Raw genomic sequence first — 14,644 nt, 5'->3', positions numbered from 1 at the left:
GCGCTCCTTGTCAGATGAGCGTCAGGGTGAGCGTTCCGGTGTAGCTTCCGGCGGCACCGAACTTGGGCGTCGTCAGAGCAACTTCGGCATCAGCCGTGAACTTGCCGCCGGATGTCTTCCCATCGGCGATCACGCTGCACAGCGTCGACGCCGACGAACTCAGTGGACCTGCCGTGCCATTCGCCACCGCGCTGAGACTCCCGGCCCCGGCCCCACACGACGGCGTCCACGCCAGGTTCCCCGCCGGGATCTTGTCGGTCCCGTTCGCGGCCACCAGATCGGTCATCGACCCCGTCAGCGACCACCCCAGGTTCCCGCCGCGCGCGTCGACCACGGTCACCTGGTTCAGGTTGGCCTTGACCGTCTGCGCCTCGCCGTTCATCGTCACGGTCCCGAAGTCCAGGCCGTCACCGGCCTGCGTCATCGCCAGCGCGCCCGCGTTGAGCGTCACCGACGCGTTCTGCGACAGCGGCGGAACGGTGCGCAGCGTGAACGGGATGAAGACCCGCTTGACCGAGGAGATCCCCTCGCGCACCCGGATCTGTGTGGTCGCGGGATCCGTGATCGTGAACGGAGTCGAGAAGTTGCCCCACGCGTCGGTGAAGGCGCTGATGGTGGAGCCGACCGGAAGACCGTCCGCGTCCATCGCGACGACGGTGACGTTGCCGACCGCGACCCAGCCCGAACCACGGACGTTCACCACGTCGCCGACGGCACCGACGTCCGGCGTAGCCGTCGCCTCGCGCGGACCGGGTGCCACGTAGGTGGTGATGGCGATCGGGTACGTCGCCGACTTCACGCCGTCGGAGACCTTCACCGCGTAGGCGCCGTCCCGGAACTGCGTCGGGATGCCGGTCAGCGTCGCCTTGCCGGTCAGCTTGCCCTGCCCGTCGATGGCGAGCGTGTTCGCGGTGAACCGTTCCGGGTTGCAGTCCGAGCCGTCGGCCGCGCACATGGACAGTTGCGGCGTGGCGTTGGGCACGAAGTTGCCTCCGGTCAGCTCGATTTCCCACCCGCGGTGGGACTCCGCCGGACCACTGATCACCGGGTCCGCGGTCTGCTGCCCTTCCACCGTGAGCGTGGCGGCGACGCCCGGGACCTGGCCGGCGGCCGGGAGGCAGGTGGTCGTCGACTTCGCGATCCCCGCATCGGTGATCGTCCGGTAGCCCTTGGGCGTCAACGTGAGGGTGCCCGGTGCCGTCAGCGTGAGCGTCCCGGTCATGTCCTGGACCTTCAGCTCCTCCCCCGGAGCCGCCAAGGGGTTCTTCTGCGGCCCCTCCAGCGCGAACACGTCCGACTGCGCACCGGACAGCTGGATGTCCCCGGTTGGCTTGGTCGAGTCGGCCGGAACCGAGATGGGGCTGTTGAGCGGGACCTTGTTGTACGCCAGCCACTTCCACGTCACCGAGACCCGGTCGCCGACGGTGTACGTGTCCTTCACCGGCGACACCGAGATGTCGACCTTCGTGGGCGTGTCCCCCACCGGCCCCATGAAGTCGTTCGTACAAGATGAGGTCCAGTCGACCTCCGCCGCCTGTGCCGCAGGTGCCACCGCGACCACCGCTCCGGCGATCCCGAGCAGCCCGGCCAGGACAGCCGCGCGTGTGCGTGCCGTTCTTCGGGTGTGCATGACAGTGCGCTCCTTGTCAGATGAGCGTCAGGGTGAGGGTGCCGGAGTAGCCCCCGGCGGCACCGAACTTCGGTGTGGTCAAAAAAACTTCGGCGTCCGCGGTGAATTTGCCGCCGGACGTCTTCCCGTCCGCGGTGACGCTGCACAGCATCGACGCCGACGAACTCAACGGACTTGCTACGCCGTTCGCCACCGCGCTGAGGCTCCCGGCCCCGGCCGCGCACGACGGCGTCCACGCCAGATTCCCAGCCGGGATCTTGTCGGTGCCGTTCGCCGCCACCAGGTCGGTCATCGACCCCGTCAGCGACCACCCGAGCGTCCCGCCGCGCGCATCCGTCACCGTGACCTGGTTCAGGTTCGCCTTGACCGTCTGCGCCTCGCCGTTCAGCGTCACCGTGCCGAAGTCCAGGCCGTCACCGGCCTGCGTCATCGCCAAGGCGCCCGCGTTGAGCGTGACCGACGTGGTCTGGTCGCTCTGCCCGTGGATCGTGGTGAACGGGATCCGCACGACCTCGGTGGCCGAGACACCGCGTCGGACGCGGATCGTCGCCGTGTTGGCGTCGACGACGGTGAACTGCGTCGGCGGGAGAACCCCGTCCGGGGTGGCGAGGGCGGTAATGCGCCCTTCGACCGGGATTCCGTCGGCGTCCAGGGCGCTGATCACGACACTCGCGTTGGCGCGCCAGTTGTCCCCGTGAATGGTGACCACCGTGCCCACCGGCCCGGTCGTGACGTCGGCGACCGCGGTCGGTGTGCCCGGAACGAACGCCTTCACGGTGATCGGCGCACGCACCACCGACACCCCGTCGTAGACCTCGACCACGTACTGCCCGTCCGGCAGACCGGTCGCCGGCAGCTTCACCGTGCCGGCCAGCGCGCCGGAGCCGTCGATCGTCAGGGCCCGCGCCGTGAAGCGGTTGCTCACACAGTTGTTGCCGCCGACCTCGCACAGCTTGGCCTTCGGCGTCGCGTTCGGCGCGAAGCCGGTGCCGCCGAGCGTGATGTCCGCCCCCGGACGCACGTCACCGGACGGCACGACGAGCTGCGGCCCAGCCGGGATCTCTCCGGGTTCGACGGTGATCGACGTCGACTTCGTCGGCGACGTCACCGGGAGGCACTGGGTCTCCGCATCGAGCGTCCCGAAGGCCGTGAACGTCGAATACTGTTTCGGCGTCAGGTCGAGCGTGCCCGCCGCGGTCAGCAGCATCGGCGCCGACATGTCGGTGATGATCAGCGGCTGCCCCTTGGGCGTCTGCGCGTTCTTGCGCTCGCCTTCGACGGTGAACACGCCGTTCTGCGCACCGCTCAGGGTGATCTGCCCGACGGGCAGCGTGGAGTCCTCCGGGAGGTAGTCGATGGGGCTGGCTTCGGGCACGTTGCTGTAGGCGCCCCACTGCCACGTCACGGTGACCACCTCGCCGACGCGGTACGTCGGTTTGGCGGGCGACACCGAGATGTCGACCTTGGTCTCGGACGGCGGAATCGGCAGCCCTGGCGCCAGCACGTTGGTGCACTGGGAGGTGTAGGCCACCTGCTCGGCGTGTGCCGCGGGCGACAGGACGACGGCTCCGACGGAAGCGACGGCTCCGGTGAGCAGGGCGACTGCCAGCCGACGTAGTTCGGTTCGGGGCATCTCTCTCCTCGGCGCGGGCGTGCCCGTCCGTTCACCGGCCGGGCACGCCGCTCTAGGGGACGTCAGATGAGGGTGAGCGTGAGCGTTCCCGTGTACACACCCGCCGCGGTGAACTGCGGGGTGGTGAGGGTCATCGCCGCGTCGGCGGTGAAGCTGCCGCCGCTGGTCTTGCCGTCCGCGGTCACACTGCACAGCGCCGACGGGGTGGTACCGAGCGCACCCGGCGTGCCGTTCGCGACCGTGCTGAGGCTGTCCGCACCCGCCGCACACGACGGCGTCCACGCCAGGTTCCCCGCCGGGATCTTGTCCGTGCCGTTGGCCGCGACCAGATCCGTCATGGAACCGGTCAGCGCCCAACCGAGGTTGCCGCCACGCGCGTCCACGACGGTGACCTGGTTCAGCGAGCCCGAAAGCTGCTGCGCCTCACCGTTCAAGGTCGCCGATCCGAAGTCGATCCCGTCTCCGGCCTGCGTCATCGACAGCGCCCCCGGAGCCAGCGTCACCGTCGCCGACTGGGTGCCCGAGGAGCCGTTGACGACGGTGAAGGGCAGGACGACGCCCTTGGCGTCGTTGCCGCCTTCGCGGACCCTGATCTGCACGGCGGTCGGGTCCTCGATCCTGAGGTCGCCCACGATCGATCCGTCCGCGCCGGAGGTCACCTCGGTCACCGGGAACAGCAGCATGCCGTCCGCATCGACCGCGAACATGTTGACGAACACACCCGGTGCCCAGCCCGTCCCGGTGATGTGGACGACAGTCCCGACCGGCCCGCTCGCGGCGCTCGCCACCGCCTTGCGCACCAACGGCGGCGCCTGCACGGTGAGCGGCGCGGTCGCCGACATCGTCCCATCCGACACGCGCACCAGGTACGCCCCGTCCGGCACCCCGGTCGCCGCCAGCGTGGCGTTGCCGCTCAGGTTGCCGTTGCCGTCGATGGCCAGCGTGTTGCCGCTGAACCGGCTCACCTGGCAGTCGGTGCCGTCGCCCTTGCACAGGCTCACCTGCGGCGTGCCGTTGGCCTTGAACTTGACGCCGCTCAGCGGGATCGTGTCGCCGGGCTTGACCGGCGTCCCCGGCACGACAATCGTCGGTGGCTCGATCGGCCCGCTGCCCTGCACGGTCAGCGTGGTGGAGATCGGCGGCGTGGTCGTCGGCAGACACTGGGTCTCCGCGTCGAGCGTCCCGAACTGGGTGAACGTCGAGTACTGCTTCGGCGCCAGGTTCACCGTGCCGGGCGCGGTGAGCGTGAACGTCCCCACCGGATCGGTGACCACCAACGGTTGGCCCTTCGGCGTCAGCGGGTTCTTCCGCTCGCCCTCGACCGTGAACACGCCCGTCTGCGCGCCGGTCACGTCGATCTGCCCGACCGGCTTGGTGGTGTCCGCCGGAATCGCATCGATCGGCGACGACGCGGGAACGAGGTTGTACGCGCCCCACTTCCACGTCACCGTCACCGTGTCGCCGACGTTGTAGGTGTCTTTGACCGGCGACACCGCCAAGTCGACCTTGGTCTCCGACGGCGGAATCTCCAGTCCGGGCGCCAGAAGGTTCTTGCACTGCGAGGTGTACGTCACCTCGGCCGCCTGCGCCGCCGGTGCGCCGAAGACGACGGCGCCGGTCAGCGCCAGGCTGCCGGACGCCAGCACTCCGCCCATGCGGCGAAGTTTCGTTCCGAACAAGACAACTCTCCTTTGCCTGGTTGGTGCTCGAGGAGGGACGAGAAGCCCACGGCCCCCGGCGCGGGAGCCGTGCCGATCCGAGAGGGAGTCGTACGGTGCGCCGGGGGCCGTGGTGCGGCCTTCGAATAGGGCGGTGATCCGGGACGGATCAGATGAGTGTCAGGGTCAGCGTCCCGGTGTAGGCGCCCGCCGCGGTGAACCGCGGTGTGATGAGGGTGATTTGCGCGTCGGCCGTGTACTTGCCGCCGCTGGTCGTGCCGTCCGCCGTCACACTGCAGAGCGTGGACGGGGTGGTGCCGAGCGCGCCCGGCGTTCCGTTCGCGACCGCGCTCAGGCTGCCTGCACCCGCCGCACACGACGGAGTCCAGGCGAGGTTCCCGGCCGGGATCTTGTCGGTACCGTTCGCCGCGACCAGGTCCGTCATCGAACCGGTGAGTGACCAACCGAGGTTGCCGCCGCGGGCATCCAGCACCGACACCCGGTTCAGGTTCGCGTTCAGCATCTGCGCCTCACCGTTCAGCGTCGCCGACCCGAAGTCGATCCCGCCGCCGGCCTGCGCCATGGACAGGGAACCCGGGGCCAGGCTCACGGAGACGCCCTGGGTGCTGCCCGCCGCCGCCAAGTCGAACGGGACGATGGCGGCCTTCTCGTCGAAGGTGCCGTTGCGGACCCGAATGAAGCGGGTCCACTCGTCGGTGACCGTGAACTGGGTCGGCGCCATCGTGCCGTCCGGACCTGTCGTGGTGTTCACCAAAGGGAGCAGGTCGAACTGGTCGGGGTCGAGCGCCGCGATGTTGATGTTCGCGTTCGGCTGGGCGTTCTCCGCGGTCACGGTGATCACCGTGCCCAGCGGGCCGGACTGCGTGCTCAGGTGCGCGCGAATGACACCGTCCGGGACGAACTTCTTGAGCGTGATGGTCGCCGTACCGGCGCCGGTGCCGTCGACGACCCGGACCACGTGCGGGCCGTCGCTCGCATGGGGCGCCACCGTGGCGGTGCCGGTCAGCCTGCCCGTGCCGTCGATCGCCAGGGTGTCGGCGGTGAAGCCGGTCGCCGCGCACGCGTTGCCGTCCGCGTCGCAGAGCGCGACCGTCGGCGTCGCCCCGGGCGCGAAGTGCGTGCCGGTGAGGTCGATCTTCGAGCCCGGGCGGATCTCGCCGGCCGGCGCGGTCAGCGACGGCCCGCTCGACTGCCCGTCCTGCACGTTGAGCGTGGCGGCGATGCCCGGCGTGCTGTTCAGCGGATCGCAGTCCGTCTCGACGTCCGCGCCGATCATCGTGAAGATTCGGTAGTTCAGCGGCGTCAGGTTCACGGTGCCGGCCGCCGTCAGCGTGAACTGGCCGGTCATGTCGCTGATGACGAAGTCGCTCCCGACCGGCGACTCCGGGTTGATCCGGGGGCCCTCGACGACCACCGGGCCGGTCTGCGCCCCGGACAGCACGAGGTTGCCCACCGACCTGGTGGTGTCCTTGGGGATCGACGGCAGGCCCGCGTCGGGAACCTTGCTGTACGACAGCCACTTCCAGTTCACCGTGACCAGGTCACCGACGCTGTAGACGTCCTTCACCGGCGACACCGTCACATCGACCTTGGTCTCGGACGGCGGGATGTCGAAGTTCGGCAGCAGCAGGTTCTTGCACTTGGACGTCCACGTCAGCTGGGTGGCGTTCGCCGCCGACGCCGCGAACACCACGGTCCCCGTCAACGCGAGGACTCCCGTCGCCACGGCCGCCGCGGCTCTTCGGGGGATCAGTTGTCGCACCGCGCTTCTCCCTAATCCCGGAACCGGATCTCCATGGATCCCACGGAATGTGCTCGATTCCAGAAAGGAAGTCAATACATGATGACATCCAAAATCAGCGGACACGTGTCACCAAGATCCCTGCGATCCGGGGTGCCGTCGGCCTCTCCACGACCAACCCAAACGGCCAGGTCAGGGGCGGTTTGACAGGAAAAGGAGGCGGTTTGGGAAATGGCCGGGGAGAATGCCCGGGAATCCGCACCGGAACGACTCCGAAGCGTCACCGCATAAAAGCGGAAACACCCGGCCCCGGGCGCATGATGCGTGCACCCAGGGCCGGGTGTGTTGTTTCCCGGCCTACCCGGGATCACGGCTCACCGTGGTCCCGGGGCCGCGTCACGGGGTGACCGTGAACGCCGCCTGCGCCTTCTTGCTCGGCGCGAAGGTCTCCGACGCGACGAGCGCGACGGTGGTCGGGTCCTTGATCTGCGTCCAGGTCAGCCAGTTGCCCGCGCCGTCGGCGGCCGCGTAGCTGTAGTCCTCGGTCACCTGGCCGGCCGCGTTGATGCCGTAGATCTTGACCCACGCCCAGTTCGCGTAGTCCTTGCCGGTGATGGTGACCCAGGTGCCGACCGGCCCGCGGTCCGGCGACAGGGTGATGTACCGCTGCTGCACCGTGATCGGGGTGATCGCGGAGCTGCCGGCCGCGGTGACCTTGATGGTGTAGTTCGCGTACGCGACGCTGCCGCCGATCTTCACGGAACCGGACAGCGCACCACTGGAGTTGACGGTCAGCGTCGAGTTGGTCAGCGAAGCCGCGTTGCAGTTGTTGCCCGCGGTGTCGCACAGGGCCGCGGTCGGCGTCGAGTTCGGCGCCCAGTTCGAGCCGGTCAGGGCGACCACGCCGTTGCGGTGCGAAGCCACCGGCGAGGCGACCAGGGACGGCGGGGTGGTGGTGATGGTGAACGGCACGATGACCGCGGCCGCGTCGTTGGTGCCCTCACGTGCGCGCAGGAAGGCCGTCCACGTCGACGAGACGGTGAACTGCGCGGTGAACGTGCCGTCCGGCGTGCTCGTGATGTTCACGAAGCCTTCGAGGTCGAACTGGTCGGAGTCCAGCGCCGCGATGTTGATGTTCTTGTTCGGGTTCCAGTTGCTGCCCGTGAACGTCACCACGGTGCCCAGCGGCCCCGAGGTCGGCGCCACGGTGAGCTGCCGCGGCCCGCTCGGCACGAACGCCTGGACGGTGATCGACGTGGTCGCCTGCTTGGTGCCCGAGGTGACCGTGATGACGTAGTTCCCGTTCGGGACTCCGGTGGCCGTCAGCTGGGCGGTGCCGGTCAGGACGCCGTTCACGTCCACGGCCACACTGCTGTTGCCGAACGGGTCCGGGACACACGCGCCGCCGCCCGCGCCGCACAGCGTGACCGACGTCGCGCCGTTGGACGGCCAACCCAGGCCCGCGAACGCCAGCACCGAACCGGGGCGCACGGTGCCGATCGGCGCGCTCAGGGTGGGCTGCGCCGAGCCGGGCCCCTGCACGTTGACCGACGCGACGACACCGCCGCCGGAGACCACGTCACAGTTCGTCGTGTACGTGCCGCCGAGCACGACCGTCTTGGTGACGGTGCGCACCGGCGTGAAGTTCACGGTGCCCTGCGCCGAGTTCGGGACGATGAAGTCGCCCTGGTAGGTGGGGATGATGACCGGCTGGCCCGACGTGGTGTTGAGGTTCACCGTGGGGCCGGTCACCGTGACGGTGCCGGTGGCGCCGCCGCTCATCGCCAGGTCGATCGACGGCGTGGTCGGGACGTTGGACAGCGTCTGGGTGCTGTTCACCGGGCCCGCGCCGAGCGTGACGACCGCGTGCACCTGGGTGCCGGGCGCCGCGTTCGCCGGCGTGAGTTCGACCTGCATGGACTGCGGGCCGGTGCCTTCGCCCTGGCCGGCCGGAAGCACGCAGTGCACGCTGGGCGACACGGTGCCGGCCATGGCGGCCGGCGCCAGGGCGGACAGCCCGATACCGCCGAGCAGCAAGGCCGCGCCCGCGGCGGCGGTACCGCCGCGGCGCGCGAGCATGCGGGAGATTCTGGACACGTCGCTCCTCTGATCGCTGATACGAGACCGAAAAACGTTCTCTTGACGGCGAGTTGACCGTCGCCGGACGTGCAAGGCCCCCGGCGCGAGGACCGCGTCGATCCGAAAGGAGTCGTACGGTGCGCCGGGGGCCGTGGTGCGGACCCGCGAACGGGGTGGTGATCCGGGACGGATCAGATGAGCGTCAGGGTGAGCGTCCCGGTGTACGCACCCGCGGCAGCGAACTGCGGCGTGGTGAGCGTGATTTCAGCGTCGGCGGTGAACTTGCCGCCGCTGGTCTTGCCGTCGGGCGTGACACTGCACAGCGTGGCCGGGGTCTGGCCGAGCGCGCCGGCGGTGCCGTTCGCGACCGTGCTCAGGCTGCCCGCACCCGCGGCGCACGACGGAGCCCAGGACATGTTGCCCGCCGGGATCTTGTCGGTGCCGTTCGCCGCAACCAGATCGGTCATCGAACCGGTAAGCGACCAACCCAAGTTGCCGCCACGAGCATCGAGGACGGACACCTGATTCAGGTTCGCCTTCAGCGTCTGCGCCTCACCGTTGAGCGTGGCCGACCCGAAGTTGATCCCGTCACCGGCCTGCGCCATGGTCAGCGCGCCCGGAGCCAGGTTGACCGAGACACCCTGGTTGGAGCCGGCCGCGGCGAGGTTGAACGGGACGTCGACGGACTTCGAGTCGTCCGTGCCCTCGCGGACCCGGATCGTCTTCAGCCACTCGCTGTTCACGGGGAACGCGGCGGTGAACTTGCCATCCGGCGTCGAGGTCACGTTGACGAAGCCTTCGAGCTCGAACCCGTCGGCGTCGAGGCCGAAGACGTTCAGATTCCTGTTGCCTGTCCAGTTTTCACCGTGCAGGTTGACGACCGTGCCGAGCGGACCACTGGTGACGTCCGCGATGGCCGTGCGCGGTTCGGTCGGCACGTACTTGGCCACCGTGATGGCGGCCCGCGCCTCCCTGACGCCGTCGACAACGCGAACGACATATCCGCCTTCGGCGACGCCGGGGGCGAGCGTGACCGTGCCGGTCAGCTTGCCCGCACCGTCGATGGCGAGCGCGTCGCCGGCGAGGCGCTGGGTCCCGCAGTTGCTTCCGTCGGCGTCGCACAGCGACACCTGCGGGGCGGCGTTGGGCGCGAAGTTGCCACCGGTGAGGTTGAACTGCGAGCCCGGGTACACGCTGCCCGTCGGAGCGTTCAGCGTGGCTTCGCTCGACTGCCCGTCCTGGACGTTGAGCGTCGCCACCGTGCCCGGAGCCGCACCCTGCGGGTCGCAGTCCGTCTCGGCATCGGTGCCGAAGACATATGTGAACACCCGGTAGTTCTTCGGCGCCAGGTTCACGGTGCCCGCGGAAGTCAGCGTGAACGTGCCGGTCATGTCGCTGATGATGAAGTCGGTCCCGACCGGGGCCTCGGGGTTCTGCCGTGGGCCTTCGACGGTGACCGTTCCGGTCTGCGCACCCGTCAGGTTCAGGTTCCCAACCGGCTTGGTCGAGTCCTTGGGGATCTTGTCCAGGCCGGCGGCCGGAACCTTGCTGTAGGACTTCCACGCCCAGTTCACGGTGACCAGGTCACCGACCGAGTAGACGTCCTTGACCGGCGACACCGTAACGTCGACCTGCGTCTGCGAGGGCGGGATGTCGAGGCCCGGCGCCAGCTTGTTGACGCACTTCGACGTCCAACTGACTTCGGCCGCGCCCGCGCCCGGTGCGGTGAAAACAACCGCCCCCAACAAAGCCAGGACCCCTGTCGCCACGGCAGCCGTGGCTCTCCGGGGGATCAATTGTCGCAACACTGTTCTCCTTCGTCGTGGGTGACCGGGGCCGACCCGGCCCCTGCGAACGAGCGGGCGGCATGTGGTGGTGCTATGCGACGTGGCCGCGCGTCACGGGGTGATCGTGAACGGCGCCTGCGCCTTCTTGCTGGGTGCGAAGGTCTCCGACGCGACGAGCGCGACGGTGTTCGGGTCCTGGATCTTCGTCCAAGTCACCCAGTTGCCCGCGCAGTCCGCCTGCGCGTAGCTGTAGTCGTCGGTGACCTGGCCGGCCGCGTTGATGCCGTAGATCTTGATCCACGTGCAGTTCGCGTAGTCCTTGCCGGTGATGGTGACCCACGTGCCCAGGGGACCGTGGTCCGGCGACAGGGTGATCCAGCGCTGCTGCACCGTCAGCGGGGTAGTGGCGGAGAGCCCGCCCGCGGTGACCTTGACGGTGTAGTTGCCGAAGGCGACGCTGCCGCCGACGGTGACCGAACCGGTCAGCGCGCCGCTGCCGTTGATCGCCAGCGTCGAGTTGGTCAGCGAGGACGCGTTGCAGTTGTTGCCCGCGCTGTCGCAGAGCGCCGCCGAAGCCGCGGCATTCGCCGGCCAGTTGGCACCGGTGAGCTTCACGACACCGTTGCGGTGCGTCACGGTCGGCCCGGCGGTGACGGAGGGCGGAGTCGTGACGATGGTGAAGGGCTTGTAGACGGCGGTGGCGTCGTCCAAGCCCTCGATCGCCCGGACCTGCGTCGTGTACGAGTCGGTGATGGTGTACGACGTGGTGAAGGTGCCGTCGGGCGACGATGTCAGGCCGACCGTGTTGGACCCGTCAAGGCCCAGCTCGTCCGTCTGCACGACGAAGATCGTCGTGTTGGCGTTCCAGTTCGTCCCGCTGACTGTCACCGTGGTACCCAGAGGGCCGGAGGACGGCGTCATGGTCATGACGCGCGGACCGCTCTGCACGAAGGCTTCGACGGTGATCGGCGACGAACCCTGCTTGCCGCCGGCGTCCACCTTCACCACGTAGTTCCCGTTCGGGATGCTGGTGCTGAGCGTGGCCGTACCCGAGAGCACGCCGGATGCGTTGATGCTCAGCGCGGAGGCCGTGAACGCCCCCACGATGCACGACGAACCGTTGGTCGGGCACAGAGACGGCGTCGCGGCCGCGCTCGCCGGGAAGCCGACGCCCCCGAACGGCATCGCGGCGCCCGGCCGCACGGTGCCGGTCGGGGAGCTGAGGGTTGGTGTGCCGGAGCCCGGGCCCTGGACGTTCACCGAGCCGATGCTGCCGCCGCCGGAAACCACGTCGCACGTGGTGTTGTACGTGCCGCCGAAGACGACGGTCTTGGTGTTCGTGCGTGCCGGCGTGAAGTTCACGACCCCCTGGGCGTTCACCGGGATCATGAAGTCGCCTTGGTACGTCGGGATGATGACCGGCTGGCCCGACGTCGTGTTCAGGTTGACCGTGGGACCGGTCACCGTGACCGTGCCCGTCGCGCCACCGCTCATCGTCAGATCGATCGACGGGGTGGTCGGGATGTTGCTGAGCGACTGGGTGCTGTTGGCCGGGCCCGCGCCCAGCGTGACGACCGCGTGCACCGAGGTGCCCGGTGCCGCGTTGGCCGGCGTCAGGGTCACGTCCATGGACTGCGGCCCGGTCGCCTCGCCCTGACCGGCCGGCAGCACGCAGTGCACGGTCGGGTTGACGACACCGGCGTAAGCGGTGGGCGCGACCGCGGCTCCGAAGGCTCCGGCCACGAGGGCCCCGCCTGCCAGGGCGCCGATGGTGCGCCGTTTGAGCAGACTTCCGATTCTGGACACGTAGCTCCTCAAGTCGTTCTGGACAGGGCTGACCGCCCGGACAGCCGACCCGTCCGGCCGGGGACGATTCGAACTCCCTTGCCAAACAGGCAAGTTCGTTCCGGTCGTTGAGATGCGGACGGCCCCCGGCACGTCGCTTCGTCGGTGGACTCGCGCTGTGGTGCCGGGGGCCGCTGGGTGCAACGCCCCAAAGGGGTGTGGTGCTACTTCAGGTGGTGCAAGTGGCGCTGCCTCAGATGAGCGTGAGGGTCAGCGTGCCGGTGTAGCTGCCGGCCGCGGCGAACTGCGGCGTGGTCAGCGTGACCTGGGCGTCGGCGGTGAACTTGCCGCCGGTGGTCTTGGCTTGGTCGCCGGCCTGGCTGCACAGCGTCGCCGGGTCGGCTCCAAGCGCTCCGGCCGAGCCCGACGTCACGGTGGACAGGCTGCCCGCCGTGGCGGCACAAGACGGCGTCCAACTGATGTTGCCCGCCGGGATCTTGTCCGTGCCGTTGCCCGCGACCAGGTCGGTCATCGTGCCGGTGAGCGACCAACCGAGGTTGCCGCCGCGGGCGTCGAGAACGGTGACCTGGTTCAGGTTGGCATTCAGCTTCTGCGCCGAACCGTCCAGGGTCGCCGAACCGAAGTTGATACCGTCGCCGGCCTGCGTCATGGACAGCGCGCCCGGGGCAAGCGTCACAGATGCGGACTGACTGATCGGCGCCGGACCGGTGGTGATGGTGAACGGAACGTACTTGTCCGTCGTCTCGTCGATACCCTGACGCGCACGGATCTGCGTGGTGTAGGTGTCCGTGACGGTGTACGTCGCGGAAAACGCACCCATCGAGTCGGCCGTCACAGCAATGGTGTTGCTGCCGTCGAGACCAAGCTCGTCCGTCTGGACGATGAGCACGCTCTGGTTCGGCAGCCAGTTTTCACCGGCGAGCTTCACCGTGGTGCCGAGCGGACCGCTCGTGCGGTCGCTCGTGAACGTGCGCGGCTCGGTGGGCACAAAGGACTTCACCGTGAGGTTCGCCCGGGCCTCCTTGCCGCCGCCGACGACCTTCACGGAGTAGGCGCCGTCCGCCACGTCACCCTTGAGGTTGGCGTCGCCGGACAGGTTGCCCTGCGCGTCGATCTTCAGGGTGTTGCCGCTGAACTTCGCCTGACTGCAGTTGGTCCCGTCGGCCGCGCACAGCGACAGGATGGGAATCGAGCTGGGGGTGAAGTTCGTTCCGCTCAGCGCGATCGTGGTACCCGGGCGCACCTCCCCGGTCGGCGCGGTCAGCGTCGGGTCCTGCGAAGCGGCGCCTTCCACGCCGACGTTGGCCACCACCGCGTCGCCGCCGGACTTCACTGTGCAGACGGTGGGCAGCGGGGTGCTCCCCGGCGACAAGCGCGCGTCGGTGACCATCTTGACGACGGTGAAGTCGATGTTGCCGCCCGCCGTCGCGGACGCCGGGATGCTGAAGTTGCCCTCGTAAGGCACGACCACCGGGGCCTGGCCGGCCTTCACGTCGATCTGCTGCTCGGCGCCGACGATGGTCACTTCGCCGGTCGCCGCGCCCTTCATCGCCAGGGTGATCGACGGCGTCGCCCAGATGTGGATGTCGAACGCGCTGACCGCCGGGCTGACACCCAACGTCACCGAGCCCTTGAGCGTGCCACCCTGCCCAACCGTGGTCTTGTCCAACGCCACCGTGACATCCTGCGCGCCGGTGAACGTTCCCTGCCCCATGGGCAGGACGCACTCGACCACCGGGGAGACCGTGGCAGCGTGCGCGGCGGGGCTCAGGACCAGCAGGCCCGCCGCCGCCAGGGCCCCGGTCGCCGCTGCGGCTGCGGCACGCCGCGGCACCATACTTCGCAACACATGTGCTCCTTCGTGAACCGCCCCACGCGCGTCGGGGACGCATAGGGATCACGGCCGCAGCCACCCCGGGACCACGAAACCCCCGATCCGTTCGGACCGGGGGCGAAATGACCCGCAGGGGCCCGACAGCCCTCGTGGAATCTGGCCGCAGTCAGCCGAAAAATCAAGTGATAAACCCGGCGGATCGCGGACGACACGTGTCACCAATAGCGGGATGCGAGTTATTGATCTTCGACGGCCCCAGACTTCGGAAACATTTCGGTTTTTTCACCGCAACGACTTGACCGGAGCCGCTTTCTCCGCCAACTTCCATTGATAGCAGTGTCGATTGAGTGACAGCAGACCGTACGAGCCGGCGGGCCCCGACCGGTATCGCGGACGAACGCATTCGACAGCCACTGCGGACACCCGAGGAGCCCGGATCCGGACCCGTCCGGCAC

General features: G+C 68.9%; 8 protein-coding genes. All 8 read right to left on the bottom strand.

The window, feature by feature from the left end; translation table 11 throughout:
- Window positions 1-10: 10 nt before the first annotated feature.
- On the bottom strand, window positions 11-1,630 hold the full coding sequence (locus ACPA54_RS23935; RefSeq protein WP_423532933.1) for a hypothetical protein: 1,620 nt from the start codon (window positions 1,628-1,630) through the stop codon (window positions 11-13).
- 16 nt (window positions 1,631-1,646) lie between these two features.
- Window positions 1,647-3,263 carry a hypothetical protein gene (locus ACPA54_RS23930; RefSeq protein ID WP_423532931.1) on the bottom strand — a complete coding sequence of 539 codons (1,617 nt, stop codon included), beginning with the start codon at window positions 3,261-3,263 and terminating at the stop codon, window positions 1,647-1,649.
- 62 nt (window positions 3,264-3,325) lie between these two features.
- Window positions 3,326-4,918 (bottom strand): hypothetical protein, encoded by a 1,593-nt coding sequence (locus tag ACPA54_RS23925; protein ID WP_423532929.1) that lies wholly within the window; start codon window positions 4,916-4,918, stop codon window positions 3,326-3,328.
- Between the two features lie 172 nt (window positions 4,919-5,090).
- Window positions 5,091-6,704, bottom strand: a complete 1,614-nt coding sequence (locus tag ACPA54_RS23920; RefSeq protein WP_423532927.1) for a hypothetical protein — start codon at window positions 6,702-6,704, stop codon at window positions 5,091-5,093.
- 375 nt (window positions 6,705-7,079) lie between these two features.
- Entirely contained in the window at window positions 7,080-8,780 is a 1,701-nt protein-coding gene (locus ACPA54_RS23915; RefSeq protein WP_423532925.1) for a hypothetical protein, read from the bottom strand.
- Between the two features lie 173 nt (window positions 8,781-8,953).
- Window positions 8,954-10,531, bottom strand: coding sequence for a hypothetical protein (locus ACPA54_RS23910; protein WP_423532923.1), 1,578 nt, complete (start codon window positions 10,529-10,531; stop codon window positions 8,954-8,956).
- A 129-nt stretch (window positions 10,532-10,660) separates the two neighbouring features.
- Window positions 10,661-12,355 (bottom strand): hypothetical protein, encoded by a 1,695-nt coding sequence (locus ACPA54_RS23905; RefSeq protein WP_423532921.1) that lies wholly within the window; start codon window positions 12,353-12,355, stop codon window positions 10,661-10,663.
- A 232-nt stretch (window positions 12,356-12,587) separates the two neighbouring features.
- Window positions 12,588-14,204, bottom strand: coding sequence for a WxL domain-containing protein (locus tag ACPA54_RS23900; RefSeq protein WP_423532919.1), 1,617 nt, complete (start codon window positions 14,202-14,204; stop codon window positions 12,588-12,590).
- Window positions 14,205-14,644 lie beyond the last annotated feature (440 nt).

The organism is Uniformispora flossi (assembly GCF_049534875.1).
Lineage (GTDB): Bacteria > Actinomycetota > Actinomycetes > Streptomycetales > Streptomycetaceae > Yinghuangia > Yinghuangia aomiensis.
This window is presented reverse-complemented; position numbering and strand designations above follow the sequence as displayed.